The sequence below is a fragment of the Shewanella sp. HL-SH2 genome, from assembly GCF_051164935.1.
GTDB classification, from domain to species: domain Bacteria; phylum Pseudomonadota; class Gammaproteobacteria; order Enterobacterales; family Shewanellaceae; genus Shewanella; species Shewanella glacialimarina.
Window position 1 is genome coordinate 3527955 of the sequence record NZ_CP195035.1, and the last position, 20641, is coordinate 3548595.

Sequence of the window (20641 nt, forward strand, 5' to 3'; positions counted from 1 at the left end):
AAAGCCGTTGATAATCAACGGCTTTTCTCATATTTAATGTGGCGGAGGGATAGGGATTTGAACCCTAGAACGGGATAAACCGTTGCCGGTTTTCAAGACCGGTGCATTCGACCACTCTGCCATCCCTCCGAACGAGCTGAATAATATAAGTATCTCTGGTGCTTGTAAACTATAAACTTTAAAAAAAAATCTAAATGTTTACCATTTGACCACTATGATGTGTTTTTATGCAAAAATGGATAAAACCGCCCTACTTGGGCTTACATCCCTTTATAACAGTTAACTTGCTAGACGATTCATTTAAAGACTTTACAGCGCTTTATGCTACTATTTGAGTCATTATTTTCCAGTATATCGTCCACTTATTAATTTATGAATCTAACATTGCTTCCTAGTGCCAAACTGGCACCACAATTTCATGTACCTAAAGAGGTACCAAGTACTTTTTATCCAAGTCACTTATTGCTGGGTCAGGATAGAGTTGTTGATAGCTTTAAATTAATGAATAAAGTGAGCGGGCAAAATCTGTTTCTAGCTGATTTCCCAGGTGTGGACCGTGTCGATTTTATTGAAGCATTATGTACACAGGCTGATACTCCTGCGGATCAATACCTGGTTGCAACAAAATCAACAGAAGATCTCCAGCCGGTTAAATTTAAATGGCAGCCGCAGCGTCCCCCTGAAAATGTTGGCACAATCGCTAAACAACAATCATTGTTTTGTTATTTACAAGGTCCTATAAGACGTAATGACCTTATTGGGAAAATGCAAAAGACCGATAAAAATAGCCAATATAAAGCAGGGGCATTAGCATCTAATCATTTTGTGTTTATTTGTTTGCAGTCAATTTGGAAACGCGAAGGTCTATGGGAGTTGTTGTTACAAATTCTCTCTGATGGAGAGTATCGTATTAATCAAGATTTAGCCCCTATTCCATTAAACTGCAAGATTATACTAGTGGGCTCGGGTATCTCTTTTAGTCACTTACAAAGTGAGGACAGATTATTTAGTCAGAATTTTCCAATATTAGCTGAAATCAGTTATGAGTTAGATTTAACCAAACATTCAGAAACGCAATATGTGCAGTGGTTAGCGACATTAGCCAATAAACAAGGCGTAGTGCTTGAAACATCAAGCATATTACCGTTACTTTGGTACAGTTCTAGACTCATTGAGCATCAACAAAGATTAAGTCTGAACATGATAGGCATGCGATCTTTAATGCTTCAAGCTAAGGCTTTTATTCCTAGCCTGCCAAGTAACAAACAGGGTAATGGTATTAACAGTAATGCTGTGGCTAAAGCTTTACAGCAACTCAAATTTCGTCACAATAGTTCAGAAATTTATTCAGCCCAAAGTTTTGATGATAACTTTATTAACCTCCCTACCGAAGGGGCTATGGTTGGGCAAATCAATGCATTAACGGTTATCGATACGAGCGACTACTCATATGGAGAACCTGCCCGTATTACGGCATCAGTTCACTATGGTGATGGAGAAATTGCGGATATTGAAAGAAAATCTGAGCTTGGAGGCAATATTCATACAAAAGGCATGATGATCCTTTCGTCCTGTTTGTATCGCATATTTGGCCGTGATGCGCCGCTTCATTTAAATGCCAATATTGTATTTGAACAATCTTATCAAGAAATTGATGGTGACAGTGCTTCATTAGCTGAGTACTGCTGCTTAATGTCTGCCATTGCAGAACACCCGATTTTACAATCTTTAGCTGTCACTGGTGCATTAGACCAATTTGGTAATGTACAAGCTATCGGCGGCGTGAATGAGAAAATTGAAGGTTTCTTTAATTTATGTTCTCGCCGAGGTTTAACAGGTGAGCAAGGTGTTATTATTCCTAAAGCGAATATTTTGCAGTTAAACCTTGAACCAGAGGTAATAGCTGCAATTGCCGAGGAAAAGTTTCATATTTACGCCATTGAGCACATGGATCAAGCTGTTGAATTATTGATGACGATCCCTGCCGGTGTAGCAAATGAAGATAATGATTTTCCACCAGAAACCTTATACGGCATGGTACAACAACGACTCGATCGTCTTGCAGGACATGGAGACGAGGTCGAACTTAACTTTTTTGCAAAAATATTAGCAAAATTAGGCATTATTTAGTGATCGGAGTTGTTTAGCTTACACGTGTTCGCTATCTTGTCTGCATCAAAAAGTCATTCTAGTGGTATTGAGAAAATGGAAAGAGCAAACAGTTTTACCAAGGAACAACTAATCGCATGTGGTCACGGCAATTTACTCGGTCCTAATCGTCCACGTTTACCTGTAGACAACATGTTAATGATGGATCGCATTGTCACTATTAATGATAATGGCGGTGAATTTGGTAAAGGCGAGATCGTTGCAGAACTCGATATCAATCCAGAATTATGGTTTTTTGATTGCCATTTTATCACTGACCCTGTTATGCCGGGTTGCTTAGGCTTAGATGCTATGTGGCAATTGGTTGGATTTTACTTAGGCTGGGAAGGCGCTGATGGTAAAGGCCGTGCATTAGGCGTCGGTGAAGTTAAATTTACAGGACAAGTTTTACCTGATGCAAAAAAAGTGACCTACAGACTTAATATTAAACGTACTATTCATCGCAAATTGGTTATGGGTATTGCAGATGCCACATTAGAAGTGGATGGTCGTCAAATCTATTCAGCGAAAGATTTAAAAGTGGGTGTATTTAGCGACACTTCTACTTTCTAACTCAATAAAATTGAATATTAATGATCTCAACAAGTCTAATTACCTGACTATGTTAATGCCCTCAAAGTGAGGGCATTTTTTGGTCTATATAATCCACAAATGATTCAGATCATTTATTAAACAGCCCATTCAACCTGCCATCAATGCCCTCACGCCAACCGCCAAGCCATTGCGACCGAGGGTCTAAACCAGCATAGGGACACAATTCCTTAGAGCGTCCTCCTATCCCTGCTTGAAACCCTTTTGAAAAAGCCCTATCTAAACGATCTCTTTTTTGTCTTTTCATGTAAGCGTCCTCGTTTGTGATTAAACTGACTCGCTATACTTAAAACCCGTTGTATTAAACAAGCCAGACAAATAGAAATAGCTCGTTTTTCAAACAAGATCAACACAAAAAATCATCAATTAGAGTGAAGGTCAATTAACATATTGAGAATAAAAATAAAAAAAAATCGAGAATATTTTCTCGATTTTTTATGTTTCATAGTCTACTCAATAACAGTATCAGCACATAGCGTAAATCAGCGTTTAACTGAGTTCAACAAGCTGCTAGAGTGATTAACACTTACTTAGCTAATTTGACTTTGCGTCGTCTTAACCATAATAGTGGCAGCGCAAATAACCATGACAAACTTGCTGCACCTTGACGCACATAAGGTTTTTCTTCTGGTACATCAGTGTAACTACACGCTTCACCGCTAGTCGGTTTTAACACCACCATACGAGGAAGATAAGATGTAACCGGATTACCATTCCCGTCTAGCGCAAAATAAGGTAGGCCGTTTTCTTCATTGATGATTAAGTTGCCCAGAAGATCAAATTGATACTGTGGTTTTCTAATAAATGCGGTACCCACAATAGTACCATCTTCATTAATACTATTAGCTTCAACGACATAAAATTCTGAATCGTAAGTTAACTCTTCTCCTGTACCATCTTGAATAGTGATTTTCTTACGAGCCCACGAATCACCAGAAGACTCATAACCTTTTGATTCACAAACCAAAAGATTATTAATGTTTAAAAATTCTTTATCTGCGTGATTATATAAAAAACCCGCTTTTGGTCTAGGTTTTTCTTTATCGTAAGTCACTTCAATTTGACCCACTACTTGACCTTTATTATTAATGTCTTTCGCTTTGCTACTAAGATCTGAAAGTCCGATATTAAAATCATCAGGAGTGACGGGTAACTCTGTTGTATTATTGGTGTCAAAAATGAAAAACTTACTACGTAGATAGCCGCCAATGTACTTTTGGTAACTACCAACCATTAAACCATCATCATTTATATCATATGACATTGAGGCTAAAATATCGTTATCTTTAAAATCAACCCAATTATATTGATACACACCATTTGCATCTTTTTTCCAAAAAGCGGCATCCTGACGTAAATTATTAGTATCCCCATTGCGATAAACATGGGAGCGTCCAACAACATCTGCTTGACTATTAATACCTAGCCCTTGGGCAGTAAATACCAAAGTTGACTCGCCTGGAGTTAACCCCAAAGGTAATTCAGTAACTAAAGGCTTACCTTCAGCATCAATAGTATTTAAATCCCACACAAGGGCACGGGTTTGATATTGAATGTTACGGCGGTTATTGACAGGGTATTGATCTGCTTGAACACAGACATCGATCGGTGCAGGGTTATCCACATCAGGATTATAATTATCAATACAAAGGTTGACTCGGTCTTTACTGAATGAAGCCAGCTCAGTGCTGCCGTAACCCGTTGCAATATTACTTTCATTTACAGCTGACGCCGATGACCAACCGCCTAACTCAACCGTCGCGGCAGGTTTATCACCGCTAGCTTCACGCGTAAAGGTGGTATATGGCGGAATTAAAGGCAGTTCAATTGCAGGACTTTCATTCGATTGAACCGCTACACCACGCAGTTCAAAATCACGAATATACCAATACTCTTGGTCTTCTATGGTACCTTCATAAGGTATTTTTTGTTCTGGCGCACTATAAGCACCGACTTTAATACCGCTGCTATTCATACCATAAAAATAGCTATCCACTGAATTGACGACTTGCTCGCCTTCCGCATCTAACGTGTCGGGAGCAGTCGTACCTGCGATGCTAAAAAAAGCAGGTTTCCATGCTTCAGCAGCATTTGCAGCAGCAGTAAAGGTAAAGTTATTTGCTTCAATTGGTGTATAAATTGAATAAGTAATTTGTTCGGCTGGTGCTATACCATCTTCAACATCTATGATGCCGCCTTCAATGTCTTCAGTGCTGAGCTTCTTTTTCCCCTTAGAAATACCGACTAATTCATCGTTATTATCAACACCTAACGCATAACCTGAACGAGTGCCTGTGAGCGTACCGCGTAAATCGTAAGTCACTTCATCTAGGTTATCAATCTCATATACAGGTGCTGCTTGCGCACTGCCGATAACACTTAATACACTGATAGCAACCAATGATAAGGCTCTGTCTAACTTTAACTTCATGTAAACTATTCCTGTTATATTATTCTTTATTTTAATGATTCAAGCTCTTCCCAACGCTCAAAACATTTTTCTAAACTCTGTTCGGTTGTCGCTAATAGCTGTAATGCGTTATTAACCGTATCTTGTGGCTGATTATAAAAGTCAGCATTGTTCGTCGTTGCTTGTAAGGATGCAATTTCTTGCTCTAACTGCTCCATTTTAGCGGGCAACTCATCCAGTTCACGTTGCATCTTATAAGATAGCTTTTTTGCAGGCTTTTCAGCAGCCTTAACTGGAGCCACTTCTTTAACCGCTGGAGCTTGGACAACGATTTCTGCCGCAGGTTCCTCAGAATAAAATTTTGCACCTTGGGATACCGCATCTTGGTAACCGCCAACATACTCACTCCAATGGCCATTTCCAGTAAACCACCAGCTACTTGTCACAGTGTTATCGATAAATGCTCTATCGTGGCTGACGATTAATAAGGTACCTTCGAAATCAGTTAGTAGTGACTCTAACAACTCTAAGGTCTCAATATCAAGATCGTTTGTTGGTTCATCGAGGATAATTAAGTTTGCTGGACGTAGGAGTAAGCGAGCAAGCAATAACCGGTTTTTCTCTCCGCCAGATAAGGCTTTAACCGGCGTTCTTGCACGCATAGGCGAGAACAAGAAATCCTGTAAGTAGCTTAAAATATGACGATCTTGTCCATTTACTGTTACTGTACTTTTACCTTCACCGACGTTTTCTTCAACGGTTTTTTCAGGATCAAGCGCTTCACGGTACTGATCAAAGTAAGCCACTTCTAACTTGGTGCCGACTTTAATTTCACCAGATTGCGGTTGCAGTTGATCAATTAACAATTTAATTAGCGTTGATTTGCCGCACCCATTAGGGCCGATTAAGGCAATACGGTCACCACGCATGACAGTTGAGCTGAAGTTTTTAACTAAATTTTTCTCAGGAATGTTGTAATCAACATTAAGAATATCAAACACCAACTTACCTGAACGTTGACCATCTGACACGGCCATTTTGGCATTGCCTTGACGATTTAAGCGCTCTCCCCGCTCTCGGCGTAATGCTTCAAGTGATCTCACTCGTCCTTCATTACGGGTACGACGTGCTTTAACACCTTGTCTTATCCAGACTTCTTCTTCTGCCAGTTTTTTATCAAATTGAGCATTCTTTTCAGCTTCAACTCTTAACCATTCAATCTTGCCATCAAGATAAGTTTGATAGTTACCAGGCCAAGATGTCACCACACCTCGATCTAAATCGACAATACGAGTCGCCATACGTTGAATAAAACCACGGTCATGACTGACAAACACAATAGCGCCTTTAAAACTCATTAAGAACTGCTCAAGCCATTCGATAGTATCGATATCTAAATGGTTGGTTGGTTCATCAAGTAACAATAAATCTGGCTCGCTTACTAACGCACGCGCTAACGCGACTTTACGTTGCCAACCACCTGACAATTCAGATAATGGCTTATCCGCATCTAGGCGAAGTAGTTCACAGGTTTGCATGATGCGAGAATCTAACTGCCAACCATTATTATGATCAAGAATGTCCTGAAGAGGCTGCATTTCCTTTAGCATACGATCCATTTCGTCAGGCGATGCATCGGCGATGTCGTGAGACAATTGATGGTACTTCTCTAATGCTTCACCAACTTCCTGTAAACCTGCGGCAATATAAGCATAAACAGTGCCTGTTTCTGCTTTAGGAGGGTCTTGCTGTAAGCGACTGACATTAACATTATTAGTGATGTTAAATTCGCCATCGTCGAGTAATACATCACCCGACAAAATTTTCATTAAACTCGATTTTCCAGCACCATTACGGCCAACAATACACACCCGTTCTCCGGGTTCAATGGTAAAATCGGCATTTTGCAATAATGGCGTGTAACCATAGGCTAATGAGCCATTACTAATTCGAACAAGACTCACACTACTCTCCTAAAAATCGCGCTAATTCAGACGCATTGAAAGGCCAACATATTTCACGCTGGCCATCAGCAAACACGGGGATGGAAGTGCCATAACGCTCGGCTAACTCTGCAACTTCACAAATATCGACCTGCTTAAAATTGATTTTAGATTGCTCAACCAAAGCTAATGCTAACTCGCACAAGTGACAGCCTTCGGTATGATACAACACATATTCACTCTCATTTGGCATGGGTAATTAGCCAAACATTGTGAATATGAGGATTACGTTTAAAATCAAGCGGCAAACACTGGTCATCAATATTGACAACATTCATGCCCATCTTGGTTAATAAATCGATATCCATTTTAAATTTACGTTTATTGTTAGAGAAGATAATTTCACCTTCTGGAGACAACAATTTGATTGCATCACCTAACATATTGACGTAGTCACGCTGAACGTCCCAGCTGTCTTCCATACGTTTTGAGTTAGAAAACGTTGGCGGATCTATGAATATAAGCTCATATTTATTATGGCTATTTTCTTTAATCCACTGTAAACAATCAGCTTGTACAAATTGGTAATGTCTACCCGCTAGGCGGTTTAAGCTGAAGTTTTCTTTCGCCCAGCTGATATAAGTGTTCGACATATCAACGGTAGTAACCGATTTAGCACCGCCTAATGCTGCATGAACTGACGCGGTACCCGTGTAGGCAAAAAGGTTTAATACATTACGATCTCGTGACTTTTCACCTACCAGTTTGCGAGTAACTCTATGGTCTAAGAACAGACCTGTATCTAAATAACCGGTTAAGTTTAATTTGAAACGTGCGCCATATTCTTGGGTGATAACTTCTAACTTTTTCTCATCCAACTTTTCATATTGATTAGTGCCTTTTTGGCGCTCTCGCGTTTTCAAGGTAATTTTATCAGCACTAATGCCTAGAGCACCTGGTAAAGACAGTAAAACATCACTAACACGACGTTTAGTAATCGCTTCTGGAATAGTCGCAGGGGCTGAATATTCTTGAATCACAACGTAATCAACGTATTTGTCGATAGCAACGTTATATTCTGGCAAATCGGCATCGTAGATACGGTAGCTATTGATATTTTCTTTCTTTGCCCACTTTTCTAACTGCTTCATATTCTTTTTAATACGATTAGAAAACGCGGGGGCAATATCAACAATATCGACGCCTTCAGGTAACTCAGGCGCGATGCGACGGGTGTCTGTTGCATGCAGGGTATAAAGGTTAAACACACACTCAAGTGCACCGTTAAACATTTTCATTTGTTTATCGGCTTTAAGCTTTAGTGATGAGATAAGCTCTACATCACTGCACAGCATGGCCACTTTCCAACCACCAAATTCTTTTTTGAACTTGTCGCCGAGTTGATAGTAAAGCTGTAGTAGCTCAGTCACACTGCCAAGACGTTCACCATAGGGTGGGTTAGAAATTAAGAAACCTTCCGCTTCAGGTGGGGTTAATTGCAGCACGTCGGTAACATTAAACTCAATAAGATCATCGACACCTGCGTTTTCAGCATTGCGCTGTGCCAGTGACACGATACGAGAATCGATATCAGAGCCATAAAACTTAATGTTACAACGGCTTTTACCTAAGGTTGCACGTGCGTGAGCTTCTTCTAGAACAGATGCCCACATGGTTTTGTTATGGCTGCGCCAACACTCAAAACCAAAGCGTTCACGCTTAAGACCTGGGGCAATATCGCAAGCCATTAACGCCGCTTCAATTAGTATGGTGCCACTACCACAAAATGGGTCTAATAAGGTAACAGGTTGTTGTTGCCAACCTGAACGGACCAACATATTGGCAGCTAAATTCTCTTTTAATGGCGCTTCACCGGTAGTCGAGCGGTAACCACGCTGATGCAAAGACGAACCTGAAAAGTTCATCGCTATAGTGACTTGTCCATTTCGGAAATGTGCATCAATTTTAAAATCAGGGTTAACCCTTTCAACATCGGGGCGATTGTCACCATCATCACGGAAACGGTCAACGACAGCATCTTTGATTTTTAACGCACCAAACTGGGTGTTGTTAATAAAACCGCCGGTACCGTGAAAATCGATACTAAAGGTATTCTTATTAGAAAAATGCGACGGCCAGTCAATACAGTAAGCAGCGTTATATAACTGCTCCGGTGATTCACAAGGACCTTTATAGATAACCAACACAATTCGGCTTGCTAACCTTGTCCATAAAGTGATCCGATAGGCGAGTTCAAGGGGGGCAGAAAAATAAACACCTGCAACACTTTCTTTTACCTCTTGCGCACCGAATTCTTTCAGTTCACAAGCAAGGCTATATTCAAACCCTTTCGGGGAGGCAGCAAAAAAATTAAACATGGGTTGGCTAGTCATCTTTACTCAATAAATTCTGAGGCGCATTATACCTGCTCAAACGGATATCCCCAACGACTTATCTAATTTGGTAGTGCTTCTATTGCCTAACGTTAATGAGACAACCTCATCTTTCAGCCCTTAAGCCTAAAAATCGCTATTTAAACAACCAAACCGAGCACTTTACCTGCAAACAGGTGCATATTTTAAAAATACGCTTGCAAAGCCAAAGGTCAGTCGTTATAGTTCGCTCCGCTTTGAAGGGCACAGCAAACTTTCTTAAGGATGCGAGTCAACAAAGCAGCGTTTATCGGACGCGGGATGGAGCAGTATGGTAGCTCGTCGGGCTCATAACCCGAAGGTCGTCGGTTCAAATCCGGCTCCCGCAACCAATAATTATTTAATAGAACTTTAAATAATTACGATAAACGAAGCGATTCAAATACAGTCGCGGGATGGAGCAGTATGGTAGCTCGTCGGGCTCATAACCCGAAGGTCGTCGGTTCAAATCCGGCTCCCGCAACCAATTTGATGAGCAAGTAATAAAAGCGATAAATACAGTCGCGGGATGGAGCAGTATGGTAGCTCGTCGGGCTCATAACCCGAAGGTCGTCGGTTCAAATCCGGCTCCCGCAACCAATTTATAACTAATGAAGAAATAGATTTACCCAGCAAAAGCAACAAATACAGTCGCGGGATGGAGCAGTATGGTAGCTCGTCGGGCTCATAACCCGAAGGTCGTCGGTTCAAATCCGGCTCCCGCAACCAATTTAATAGTGTTGTTTAGTTTGTAGATATGTCGGGCTCAGCTCTTATTACCTACAAAGGTCGTCGCTTCTGTTGTTAACAGTAATCCGGCTCCCGCAACCAATTTATTAATCTTTGTTATCATCACAACCCTTTCCAGTTTTAAAAATCTCACTATCACAATAGTAAAAAATCTTAAAGCAACTCGTCCGGCTCGACTCTTTATACAAGCCAACGAAGGTCGTCGCTTAAGTTATTAACAGTAATCCGGCTCCCGCAACCAATTTATTAATCTTAGTTATCATCACAATCCTTTCTAGTTTTAAAAATCTCACTATCACAATAGTAAAAAATCTTAAAGCAACTACTCCGGCTCAACTCTTTATACAAGCCAACGAAGGTCGTCGCTTCAGTTGTTAACAGTAATCCGGCTCCCGCAACCAATTTATTAATCTTAGTTATCATCAAAATCCTTTCTAGTTTTAAAAATCTCACTATCACAATAGTAAAAAACCTAAAAGCAACTCGTCGGGATCAACACTTTATGCCCGCCAAAAGAAAACCGCTGATTAAGCTTCGCTAGGAAAATGAGTTAGTGATGATTGTTGCGGATTTTTAGGAAGATAAAAAATAGATATTTATGGATGAAGTAAGAAAACTAAAACGTGGAATTAAAACAACATAGAAACAAAGTGCCTTGATGATTAACAGCAAAACACCCTACTTATTGGTTACTTCTTTAACCAGTGCTTCACGCGGGTACGGTTATTAGTATCGCGATTTTTGATAATCAGCTTATCATCCGTTTGATGCTCAGTTGATTTGGCTAATCGGTCATAGAGCAACACATTTACTGAAGCAGCAAGATTCATACACCCTTTGGTCGGCACATAAACTACGTCATCAGCGGCATCGATAAGCTGCTGGGGAATGGTGCCATCTTCAGGGCCAAAAATGTAGAAGGCATTCTCTGGATGGATAAATTGCGGTAATGGAATCGCACCCACAACAAGATCAACGCAAATGACCTTACTGCCTTTGGGCACTTGGGCTAATAATGATTCAACGCCTTTCAGTGGAATGGTTTTGGCAGCTTGCTTTTTATCAACTTCATATTGAGTATCCGCTTTAACCGCAAAATCATAACGTCTACCAGTATAAAATACTTGATTGACACCATAGCAACCCGATGCGCGCATAATCCCGCCCACATTCACTGGGGTTTTGGGATTAACCAGCCCAATTGCAACGTGAGCAGATACTTGCTCAAATGCTGTTTCGAGCTGTTTATCATCTAATATAGTAAGTGACATTAACTATGCTACTGCAGATACAATACGACTGCGTAATTGCTGCCAAGCTTGGGCAACTAATACATAATCAGCATCATTAAGTTCTTCATTTGCCAGCGCAAGACACTGAATCACTTGATTGTCGAGTGCATCAATACCTTGATCAGCTTGCACTTCAAGTTTCGCTAAAACCACTGCAATATGGCCTTGTAAGTAACCACTGGCAAATAATGCATCATCATCACCATTGCTAACGGTTTCTTGTATCCAAGATTCCATCGCGACATCATACTTTTCTAACATAGGTTTATTCCACCAAATCTGGGTTAGCCACTTGATACATGACGTAATCATGGTAACCAGTTATTACTTTATAATAGCCTGTAAGGGCTACATCTAATTCTGGGTCGCCACTATCCACAATTAATGGCCGTCCTTCAAGTGCTTTTAGCTTAGTTTTTGTGGCAACGATCAAAATATTGTCTTTACCCAGCTGTTTTATCAATGCGGGTGACAATTGTTGGTTACCTCTTCCAAGCACATGACCTTGGCCACCAATTAAGGTGATCACAAGCTTGGCTGATTCGCCACTTGTTATCTGCAATAACTCTTGGGCTGTTACGTCAGTGGCAATTAATTGTTTATCTTGAATAACATCAACACCAAGCAAGGTGTTATCTAAATAAAGATCATCCATAATTGCCGCGACAGTACTGCCTGAACCCATGATAAAAATCTCATCATCCATAGATTCAATCACATCGGCTGCAATATCGGCCAATACCAATTCATCTGTCTCTTTGCCGCCCATTTTTACCGCTTGTACATAACGCGGCTCTGCTGGCACTAACATTTCACCAAAGCGTTTAGCTTTAACTGTACCTTGCCTAAATGCCGTTTCATCAATATCCATGACATCAGCGGTCATTAAACTGACTAACTCACCATCCAGCAGCATTTTAACCACTAAACCCGAAGCCTTAGGCGTTATGCCATAAACGCCTGAATGAATTTTAACCCCAGCAGGTACGCCTAATACAGGAATAGCATCATCAACAATAGAGTACACATCTCTTGCAGTACCATCGCCACCAGCAAAGAGTAATAAATCCAGTGACTGATCTAATAATGCCTTTACTGCGTCACGGGTATCTTGCTGTGTGGTAATTAATACTCTTTGAGTACTTTTATTAACTTCACTTAGATCCGCACCAGATTGATTTTGATTATCACCGCAGTGATGCACAACCTGAGTATTAAAGCCCATCTTAACAGCGATATCTTCGCCCATACAGCCAGACGAAGTAACGATTTGAATGCGATCTTTATACGCGGACACAACATCTAGAGCCTGTTGCATCCGCAGATGCGCTTTGGGCTCAGCACCTTTGGCCAATGCTTCTTCGGCAACACCGTCAGACCCTTTTAAACCGACACTGCCACCTAAACCTGCTAGTGGGTTAATGAGTAAACCTAAACGAAACGGCTTCACATTGGCTCCTTCTCTATAAATTGCAGTTGAATGAAACAATTAATCTATATTTGAATCCACAACATCAGCTGTGCTGGCTTTTACCATTCATATCGGGAATAAACATAACGGCCACGGCAGAGGCTATCGCACAAGTTGCTGCGAATAACCAAACATGCGCAGCGCCACTACCATCGCCCCAAATATAGCCGCTAACCCAAGTTCCTAACGCACCACCCACACCAAAACTCAAGCTAGCATATAAGGCCTGGCCAGTACTGCGATGATGGATACCAAAATGACGGTGAATAAATTGAATAGACACGGCATGGGTCAAACCAAAAGTAAATGCATGCAATGTTTGGCTAAATATCAGCATAATAACCACATCGGGATAATACCCTAAAATTAACCAACGCACAGAGGTCAGCACAATACTAACAATAAGCAACAGGCGTAAACCATATTTGCCAATCAATTTTGAAGCGTATAAAAAGATGCCTATCTCGGCCAATACCCCAAAGGCCACCATGATCCCAGCGAAGGTTTCTGAATAACCAACTTGCTTAAGATACAGCACAAAAAAACCGTAGAAAGGTCCAACACTCATTTGTAATAACAAGGCTGACAATAGAAACAGAATGATTGATTTATCTAGCCGTAATTTGGGTCGTTCTGACCCGCTTAACACAGCGGCTTTAGTTGAAGGTAGCGGCATTGAACATATTAATAATCCAATAAATAATACCATGCCAATATACGGCAACACCTCAGCCCCTAAACGTTCGATACTCACGCCAGTAAGCACAACTAAAACAATGTAACCAACGCTGCCCCAACTTCGAATTGCGCCATATTGATTGGCATTGTCACCTAAGGTCTCAAGAGTGATGACTTCAAGTTGCGCTAAAATGGCATTCCAAAAAAAGGTATAGATGGTCAAGCTAATCGCTAAATACCAAAAACCACCTTCAAAGAAAAAGCTGATAAAAGTCAGTGCTGCACAAAAAGCCCCTAGCTTGATCAACCCTGCCCGCATCCCTGTTCTATCAGCAACCATAGCCCAAAGGTTAGGCGCAACGATCCGCGTCGCCATGAGTATGGCAAGTAATGAACCAATCTCTTGGGCATCAAACCCACGGGCGTCAAAAAACACCCCAAGATAAGGGACTAGAACACCGAGAATAGCAAAGAAGAAAAAATAACAAGCCCTGAGCCAGCGAAGCTGAAACTCAGGGCTAGAACTGGTTGGCATTTAACGCATTCCGATTACGGGTGTTAGGCTGTGTACATCTTGATTTTGAGCACGATGACGTAATAGATGATCCATCAATACAATCGCTAACATAGCTTCAGCAATAGGCACTGCACGGATCCCGACACAGGGATCATGACGACCTTTAGTGACGACATCGGCAACCTCACCTTGCGCAGTCATACTTTTACCTGGCACACTAATACTCGATGTTGGCTTTAGTGCAATATTGGCTACAATCGGTTGCCCTGAAGATATGCCGCCTAATACGCCGCCGGCATGATTTGACTCAAATCCAAGGGGTGACATCAAGTCACGCCCTTCTGATCCCTTCTGTGTTACCACACCAAATCCATCACCAATTTCAACCCCTTTTACCGCATTGATACCCATTAATGCGTGGGCAATATCTGCATCTAGTCGGTCAAATACTGGCTCACCAAGACCGACTGGCACACCTGTAGCCAATACGGTAATTTTTGCACCGATAGAATCGCCTGACTTTTTCAGCTCACGCATGTATTCATCTAGTGCATCAAGCTTTGACGCATCAGGAAAGAAAAAGGCATTTTGCTCAACCTGTGCTAAATCAATAGACTCAGCACTAATCGGCCCTAGCTGTGACAAATAGCCATGAATATCAATGCCATGCACCGCTTTTAAATACTTTTTAGCCACAGCGCCGGCTGCAACACGCATCGCGGTTTCACGGGCTGACGAACGTCCACCGCCACGATAATCTCGTAGACCATACTTTTGCTGATAAGTGTAATCAGCATGTCCAGGGCGAAATAAGTCTTTTATGTTGGAGTAGTCTTGGCTGCGTTGGTCGGTATTTTCAATCAATAAACCAATCGAAGTCCCTGTGGTTTTACCCTCAAACACCCCTGATAAAATACGCACTTCATCAGCTTCACGACGAGCTGTTGTATAGCGTGATGTACCGGGACGACGACGATCAAGATCATGTTGCATATCTTCAACGGTTAATTCTAGCCCCGGCGGGCAACCATCAATAATACACCCAAGTGCCACACCGTGACTCTCACCAAATGTGGTGACGACAAAGTTTTGCCCAATACTATTTCCTGACATGCGCCATTTATCCCTTTACCAATAAAAAACTGAATAGCGTAATGCTACACTATTACAGCATGATTATTCACTATCTTTATAGATGGCAAAAAGTGATTGATTTTCAACTAGCTGATCACGGGTTAATACAAACACCCCGTCACCACCAAATTCAAACTCGACCCACATGAAGGGTACATCAGGGAATTGCTCCATTAAATGCACCATAGAATTACCCACTTCAACCACCAATAAACCGTTCTCGGTTAAGTAATCGGCTGCGTTAGCTAAAATACGCTTGGTTAAATCTAATCCATCACGGCCCGATGCTAAACCAATGGCTGGCTCGTGATGATATTCACTTGGCATATCATCAATATCTTCAGCATCTACATAAGGAGGATTAGATACGATCAAATCGTAATGTGGCCCTTTTTCAATTGCTGCAAACATATCTGACTGAATTGGGAATACACGATCTAACACGCCTAACGTCTCGATATTAATTTGCGCCACTTCTAGGGCATCTTCACTAATATCAAGCGCATCAACTTCAGCATCTTCAAAAGCATAAGCACAGGCTATGGCAATACAGCCGCTGCCAGTACACAAGTCCATAATACGATGTACTGGTTTGTTGTATAACCAAGGGCTGAAATTATTATTAATCATTTCAGCAATAGGTGAACGTGGCACTAACACACGCTCATCAACAAAAAACTCTAATCCAGCAAAATGGGCTTTATTAGTCAAATAAGGAACCGGTAATCGTTCACGAACACGGCGGATAATCAGCTCAACTATTTTATGTTTTTCGCTACTGGTTAGGTTGCTTTGAATAACCTGCTGGCCTATTTCTTCCGGTAGGTGTAATGCATGAAAAACTAATGCAATGGCTTCATCCCAAGCATTATCTGTACCATGGCCATAAAAAATTCCGGCGTCATTAAAACGGCTAACAGCCCAACGGAGCATATCGCCAATAGTACGTAACTCGGTTACCGCTTCATCTACAAAAATTTTATCCAAAACACACTCCTAAAAAATAGTTCTGCTGCATTGTAACTGATGTCTATTAAGATGGGCTAGAATTCAATACAATATCGCCATGAATGACAAAAATATCACTGATTTCGAGTCGTTTAGTGATTTAGTTGCCGGGATAAAACCCCTTAAGCAACAAGCCCATCACTTTAAACAACCCGTAAAAAACAAACAGCAAGTGGAAATAAAAGAGCTACAGCTTCATTCAAGTAGCTACTTTTCTGACACCTATCAACCGTTATTGCCCGTCACAGGGCCAATGCGCTGGACGAACGACGGCGTTGATAAAATAGAGTTAAAACGTTTACGCCGTGGCGATTACGTACCAGACCTATTGCTTGATTTGCATGGATTAAGACAATCAGAAGCCAAACTAGAGCTTGCCGCTCTTATTCAAGCATGCGTAAAGCAAAACAGCATTTGCTGCAGTGTAATGCATGGATATGGTATGGGGATTTTAAAGCAGCAGCTGCCCATGTGGTTAGCACAACACCCCAAAGTAAAGGCTTTTCATCAAGCACCTAAAGAATGGGGCGGTGATGCAGCACTACTGATTTTGATTGATATTGGCGATCAGCCACATCGAAGATAGATTGAGAGATAATCGGCTATTAATCTTACAAGATGAATAGCCCTATCATTTACTGAAACTTTGTAGAAATAAACGTTACACCCCACTAGGGTAATTCATGCCCACAAAGCTTGCTTGTTCTGAATGCTTGTCAATTTGTGCAAAAGCAGAGGTGGCAAAAATCGGCGGTTCTAATCCCGCAACTAGTTCACTCACCAAAAAACCTACTATCGGCATGTGAGTAATCACTAACACAGTGTCTGCTTTGTATTGCTGAGCATAAGCTAAAATAGCATCAGCGGCCATTTTAGGGTCACCTGAAGGGGTAATATTGTCTAACACAACGCATTTTCTTGCTTTAGGTAAGTGTTTACTGACGACTTGCCACGTTTGTTGGGCGCGCAAATAAGGGCTGACTAAAACTAAATCAAGCTGAGAAATACGACTATTGAGTAAGTTAGCCATTTGGCCAGTTTGGTAACGTCCGTGATGCGTTAACATCCTTTCACGATCTGATGGCGCATCAAAACTGGCTTCACCATGGCGCATCAAAAATAGCTGCATACTTAACTCATTATCAATCTTATTTTACTAATACGTCAATTGTAGCGTCATTAAAGCACTTGCGAAACCGTCACCAAACAAAAATTAACTCAACTTTAGTCGATAGTGGTCATAAAGTTTGACGAGTTATTTGCTAAAAGCCGATAACAATATCAATATGTAACTAGAACCGTTACTTGGAGCCTTCACTTGTCCGATTTTCCAGCAATACATGCAAGTCAAAATGATCATCGTTTATACCGTTATATCCGCTTATCGAATCAACTTCGGGTATTACTAGTTGAAGACGTGCAAACCAACCAAGCTGCTGCTTCTATGGCTGTTCAAGTTGGTCACTTTGATGATCCTGTCGATCGCCCAGGTATGGCACACTTTTTAGAACATATGCTATTTTTAGGAACAGAAAAGTTCCCTGACTCAGGTGAGTACCATGCTTTTATTAATCAGCATGGCGGTAATAACAATGCTTGGACTGGCACCGAACAAACAAACTTTTTTTACACCATTAATGCAGATGTTTTTGAAGAGTCATTAGATCGCTTCAGTCAGTTTTTTATTGCACCTAAATTTGATATCGAATTGGTCGATAGAGAGCGTCATGCTATTGAGTCTGAGTATAGTTTAAAGCTAAAAGACGATATTCGCCGTGTATATCAGGTGCAAAAAGAGACCACTAACCAAGCCCACCCTTTTTCTAAATTCTCAGTGGGTAATCTCGCCACATTAGCTGGGCCGCAGTCTGAATTACGCGAAGAGTTATTGTCATTTTATCAACAGCAATATTGCGCAAACATTATGACTCTGTGTTTGGTTTCGCCTGCTTCACTGGACCAATCAGAATTATGGGCTAAAACCTATTTTGAAGGCATCGTCAATCGAGGAGTAAGTAAACACTACCCTTCTGAATCACTGATTACAGATGCTGAACGCCTCAAACAGATTTCAATTATCCCTTTAAAACAACAAAAACGAATCAGTGTAAATTTTGCACTACCCGGAATTGACCAATTCTATAAACGCAAACCATTAACCTTTATAAGTCACCTGTTAGGCAATGAAAGTCCAGGAAGTTTGTTGTCTTACTTAAAAGAGCAAGGCTTAGCTAATAACTTATCAGCTGGCGGTGGCATCAATGGGTTTAACTTTAAGGATTACTCAGTCAGTATTCAATTAACTGATCAAGGTTTTAATGCTATTGATGAAGTCGTTAAGTGTATTTTTGAATATATCCAACTCATCAAAATACATGGACTTGAAGATTGGCGTTACCAAGAACGCGCTAATTTATTAAACACCGCTTTTCGGTTTCAAGAACAAATTAAAGCATTAGATCTCGCCAGCCACCTCAGCATTAACATGCATCACTATGATATTGAGGATGTGGTCTATGGTGATTATAGAATGGATAACTTGGATGTGGCTGAAGCACTGTCGCTACTTGAATTAATGCATCCGCTCAATATGCGCTTGCAGGTTGTTGCCCAAGATCTTGATACCGACAAGCAAGCGGCCTGGTATCACACACCTTACAAGGTATCGAATATTGAGTTATCACGATTAGCATATTGGCAACAAACTGAGATTAGACAAGCTTTAAAACTGCCCCAAGCTAATCCATTTATTGTGCCCGATCCGCAGTCAAGAAATGAGGCAAGTCAACATCCAGTACCTGTGGTAGTGGCTGAAGGCGAAGGCTATAGAATTTGGCATAGAAAAGATGACGAGTTTAATGTGCCCAAAGGGCACCTTTACTTATCACTTGATTCACAAAAAGCCAGTATGTCACCCCGTCATGCAACCTTAACCCGTTTATATGTTGAGCTATTGCTAGACTACTTAACTGAATCAACCTATCAGGCTGAAGTTGCTGGATTAAATTATAATATTTATCCGCATCAAGGTGGCATTACCCTCCACCTCACTGGGTTTACGGGTAATCAGGAAACCTTGCTTGCGTTAATCATACATAAAGGGCGTGAGCGACAATTTACCCAAGAACGCTTTAACATGATCCGTAAGCAGATTTTAAGAAGCTGGAATAATGTTGCTCAAGCAAAACCTATCTCGCAATTATTTACCAGCTTAACAGTCACATTACAAAAGCGTAGTTTTGAACCGGTAAGAATGGCAGAAGAGCTCGAAACAATTACCTTAGATGAACTTCACAATCATGTAAGTGAATTTTATGAAAAAATCTATCTGGAAGGTCTAGTCTACGGTGATTGGTTGGTGTCAGAAGCTCAAGCATTGGGTAAGAAATTACAACACTTATTATCCCTGGTGACAAAACCTAGCCATGAATCATCACGAGAGTTAGTTAACTTACAAGGTGTTGGTACCTTGCTACGTGAGAAAGCAATCCAGCATCAAGACAGTGCTATTATTGTTTATTATCAATCTAGTGAAGCAACTACAGATAAGATGGCACTGTTCAGTTTATTAAACCATACAATGTCATCAACCTTTTTTCATGAACTGCGAACAAAACAGCAATTAGGTTACATGGTAGGCACAGGTTACCTACCACTCAACAGACATCCTGGGCTGATTTTTTATATCCAATCCCCTTCTACTGGTCCCCGAGTTTTGCTTGAAGCCATTGATGAGTTTATAGCCGACTTTAGCTATGCGGTAATGCAAATAACCAATCAACAATGGGAAAGTACTAAACAGGGTTTAATTAGCCAAATTATGGAACACGATTCTAATCTCAAAACCCGTGGACAGCGCTATTGGGTTAGTCTAGGTAATAGGGATTATCAATTTGATCAACGTGAAAATGTTGCCGCAAAGGTCGAAACACTCACCAGAGCAGACTTAATCAAATTCATGATGCAACAGATGCGGAGCAAGCATTGTGACCGCTTAGTCTTATTCAGTTGTGGTGAGCAACATTCTCAACAGCAACTCGGATCTAAAAATATGATTCTAGATCTAAGAACATTTAAGCAAGCTGCTGAAAAATTTAACTTTTAGAGATTATGTCTGTTAACATTAAATTACTTTGTAAATGTTTAACATCAACTTAAACCATACAAAAAACTAACTTTATTACTATGTGGAGTATAAATCACTAATTACTTAGTACTAGTTAAACAAAACAACTAACTCGTATAAAATTACATCAGCTCAAGAAGG

Annotated in this window: 16 protein-coding genes and 5 tRNA genes; 8 read left to right on the plus strand and 13 right to left on the minus strand. The window is 40.9% G+C overall.

Annotated features, from left to right (window positions below; genetic code table 11):
• Positions 1-39: 39 nt before the first annotated feature.
• Positions 40-129, minus strand: a tRNA-Ser gene (locus ACRWP9_RS15350).
• A 243-nt stretch (positions 130-372) separates the two neighbouring features.
• Between ACRWP9_RS15350 and ACRWP9_RS15355 the strand changes: the two genes are divergently transcribed.
• Entirely contained in the window at positions 373-2130 is a 1758-nt protein-coding gene (locus ACRWP9_RS15355; protein WP_434926721.1) for a S16 family serine protease, read from the plus strand.
• Positions 2131-2205: 75 nt separating this feature from the next.
• Entirely contained in the window at positions 2206-2721 is a 516-nt protein-coding gene (gene fabA / locus ACRWP9_RS15360; RefSeq protein WP_434929090.1) for a bifunctional 3-hydroxydecanoyl-ACP dehydratase/trans-2-decenoyl-ACP isomerase, read from the plus strand.
• 109 nt (positions 2722-2830) lie between these two features.
• On the opposite strand, the gene rmf is transcribed toward fabA, so the two are convergent.
• The 5 genes from rmf to rlmKL all read right to left on the minus strand — a co-directional run bounded on the left by rmf (position 2831) and on the right by rlmKL (position 9491).
• Complete coding sequence (rmf, locus tag ACRWP9_RS15365; RefSeq protein ID WP_226414298.1) at positions 2831-3007, minus strand: ribosome modulation factor; 177 nt, start codon at positions 3005-3007, stop codon at positions 2831-2833.
• A gap of 279 nt (positions 3008-3286) precedes the next feature.
• Positions 3287-5191 (minus strand): DUF3466 family protein, encoded by a 1905-nt coding sequence (locus ACRWP9_RS15370; protein ID WP_434926722.1) that lies wholly within the window; start codon positions 5189-5191, stop codon positions 3287-3289.
• A gap of 26 nt (positions 5192-5217) precedes the next feature.
• A complete protein-coding gene (locus ACRWP9_RS15375; protein WP_434926723.1) occupies positions 5218-7134 on the minus strand; it encodes an ABC transporter ATP-binding protein in 1917 nt (638 codons plus the stop codon).
• Position 7135: 1 nt separating this feature from the next.
• The gene (locus tag ACRWP9_RS15380) at positions 7136-7366 is read right to left on the minus strand and encodes a glutaredoxin family protein (RefSeq protein ID WP_434926724.1); all 231 of its coding nucleotides are present in this window, start codon (positions 7364-7366) and stop codon (positions 7136-7138) included.
• Complete coding sequence (gene rlmKL / locus ACRWP9_RS15385) at positions 7356-9491, minus strand: bifunctional 23S rRNA (guanine(2069)-N(7))-methyltransferase RlmK/23S rRNA (guanine(2445)-N(2))-methyltransferase RlmL (RefSeq protein ID WP_434929091.1); 2136 nt, start codon at positions 9489-9491, stop codon at positions 7356-7358. Before rlmKL ends, ACRWP9_RS15380 begins: the two co-directional genes overlap by 11 nt.
• A gap of 309 nt (positions 9492-9800) precedes the next feature.
• Between rlmKL and ACRWP9_RS15390 the strand changes: the two genes are divergently transcribed.
• The 4 genes from ACRWP9_RS15390 to ACRWP9_RS15405 all read left to right on the plus strand — a co-directional run bounded on the left by ACRWP9_RS15390 (position 9801) and on the right by ACRWP9_RS15405 (position 10253).
• A tRNA-Met gene (locus ACRWP9_RS15390) sits at positions 9801-9877 on the plus strand.
• Between the two features lie 57 nt (positions 9878-9934).
• Positions 9935-10011, plus strand: a tRNA-Met gene (locus ACRWP9_RS15395).
• 36 nt (positions 10012-10047) lie between these two features.
• Positions 10048-10124, plus strand: a tRNA-Met gene (locus ACRWP9_RS15400).
• A 52-nt stretch (positions 10125-10176) separates the two neighbouring features.
• Positions 10177-10253: transfer RNA gene (locus tag ACRWP9_RS15405), tRNA-Met, on the plus strand.
• A 710-nt stretch (positions 10254-10963) separates the two neighbouring features.
• Here the strand turns inward: ACRWP9_RS15405 and ACRWP9_RS15410 are convergent.
• The 6 genes from ACRWP9_RS15410 to prmB form a co-directional block, all read right to left on the minus strand.
• On the minus strand, positions 10964-11545 hold the full coding sequence (locus ACRWP9_RS15410) for an RNA methyltransferase (protein ID WP_434926725.1): 582 nt from the start codon (positions 11543-11545) through the stop codon (positions 10964-10966).
• A 3-nt stretch (positions 11546-11548) separates the two neighbouring features.
• Complete coding sequence (locus ACRWP9_RS15415) at positions 11549-11827, minus strand: YfcL family protein (protein WP_226414285.1); 279 nt, start codon at positions 11825-11827, stop codon at positions 11549-11551.
• 4 nt (positions 11828-11831) lie between these two features.
• Positions 11832-13016 (minus strand): ATP-NAD kinase family protein, encoded by a 1185-nt coding sequence (locus ACRWP9_RS15420; protein WP_434926726.1) that lies wholly within the window; start codon positions 13014-13016, stop codon positions 11832-11834.
• A gap of 64 nt (positions 13017-13080) precedes the next feature.
• Positions 13081-14250 carry an MFS transporter gene (locus ACRWP9_RS15425; protein WP_434926727.1) on the minus strand — a complete coding sequence of 390 codons (1170 nt, stop codon included), beginning with the start codon at positions 14248-14250 and terminating at the stop codon, positions 13081-13083.
• Positions 14251-15345, minus strand: a complete 1095-nt coding sequence (aroC, locus tag ACRWP9_RS15430; protein ID WP_434926728.1) for a chorismate synthase — start codon at positions 15343-15345, stop codon at positions 14251-14253.
• A 63-nt stretch (positions 15346-15408) separates the two neighbouring features.
• Positions 15409-16353, minus strand: a complete 945-nt coding sequence (gene prmB, locus ACRWP9_RS15435; protein WP_226414274.1) for a 50S ribosomal protein L3 N(5)-glutamine methyltransferase — start codon at positions 16351-16353, stop codon at positions 15409-15411.
• A gap of 79 nt (positions 16354-16432) precedes the next feature.
• Between prmB and smrB the strand changes: the two genes are divergently transcribed.
• On the plus strand, positions 16433-16960 hold the full coding sequence (gene smrB / locus ACRWP9_RS15440) for an endonuclease SmrB (protein ID WP_226414271.1): 528 nt from the start codon (positions 16433-16435) through the stop codon (positions 16958-16960).
• A 75-nt stretch (positions 16961-17035) separates the two neighbouring features.
• Here smrB and sixA read toward each other — a convergent pair whose 3' ends face one another.
• Positions 17036-17503: a phosphohistidine phosphatase SixA gene (gene sixA / locus ACRWP9_RS15445; RefSeq protein WP_434926729.1), complete on the minus strand. Its 468-nt coding sequence runs from the start codon at positions 17501-17503 to the stop codon at positions 17036-17038.
• 189 nt (positions 17504-17692) lie between these two features.
• On the opposite strand from sixA, the gene ACRWP9_RS15450 reads away from it, so the two are divergent.
• Positions 17693-20479 (plus strand): insulinase family protein, encoded by a 2787-nt coding sequence (locus tag ACRWP9_RS15450; protein ID WP_434926730.1) that lies wholly within the window; start codon positions 17693-17695, stop codon positions 20477-20479.
• The last annotated feature ends 162 nt before the right edge of the window (positions 20480-20641 follow it).

What these genes read in the sequence shown, in the direction of transcription:
- ACRWP9_RS15355 (WP_434926721.1), top strand. Translation starts at nt 373, where the DNA reads ATGAATCTAACATTGCTTCCTAGTGCCAAACTGGCACCACAATTTCAT.
- fabA (WP_434929090.1), top strand. Translation starts at nt 2,206, where the DNA reads ATGGAAAGAGCAAACAGTTTTACCAAGGAACAACTAATCGCATGTGGT.
- rmf (WP_226414298.1), bottom strand. Translation starts at nt 3,007, where the DNA reads ATGAAAAGACAAAAAAGAGATCGTTTAGATAGGGCTTTTTCAAAAGGG.
- ACRWP9_RS15370 (WP_434926722.1), bottom strand. Translation starts at nt 5,191, where the DNA reads ATGAAGTTAAAGTTAGACAGAGCCTTATCATTGGTTGCTATCAGTGTA.
- ACRWP9_RS15380 (WP_434926724.1), bottom strand. Translation starts at nt 7,366, where the DNA reads ATGCCAAATGAGAGTGAATATGTGTTGTATCATACCGAAGGCTGTCAC.
- rlmKL (WP_434929091.1), bottom strand. Translation starts at nt 9,491, where the DNA reads ATGTTTAATTTTTTTGCTGCCTCCCCGAAAGGGTTTGAATATAGCCTT.
- ACRWP9_RS15410 (WP_434926725.1), bottom strand. Translation starts at nt 11,545, where the DNA reads ATGTCACTTACTATATTAGATGATAAACAGCTCGAAACAGCATTTGAG.
- ACRWP9_RS15415 (WP_226414285.1), bottom strand. Translation starts at nt 11,827, where the DNA reads ATGTTAGAAAAGTATGATGTCGCGATGGAATCTTGGATACAAGAAACC.
- ACRWP9_RS15425 (WP_434926727.1), bottom strand. Translation starts at nt 14,250, where the DNA reads ATGCCAACCAGTTCTAGCCCTGAGTTTCAGCTTCGCTGGCTCAGGGCT.
- aroC (WP_434926728.1), bottom strand. Translation starts at nt 15,345, where the DNA reads ATGTCAGGAAATAGTATTGGGCAAAACTTTGTCGTCACCACATTTGGT.
- smrB (WP_226414271.1), top strand. Translation starts at nt 16,433, where the DNA reads ATGAATGACAAAAATATCACTGATTTCGAGTCGTTTAGTGATTTAGTT.
- sixA (WP_434926729.1), bottom strand. Translation starts at nt 17,503, where the DNA reads ATGCAGCTATTTTTGATGCGCCATGGTGAAGCCAGTTTTGATGCGCCA.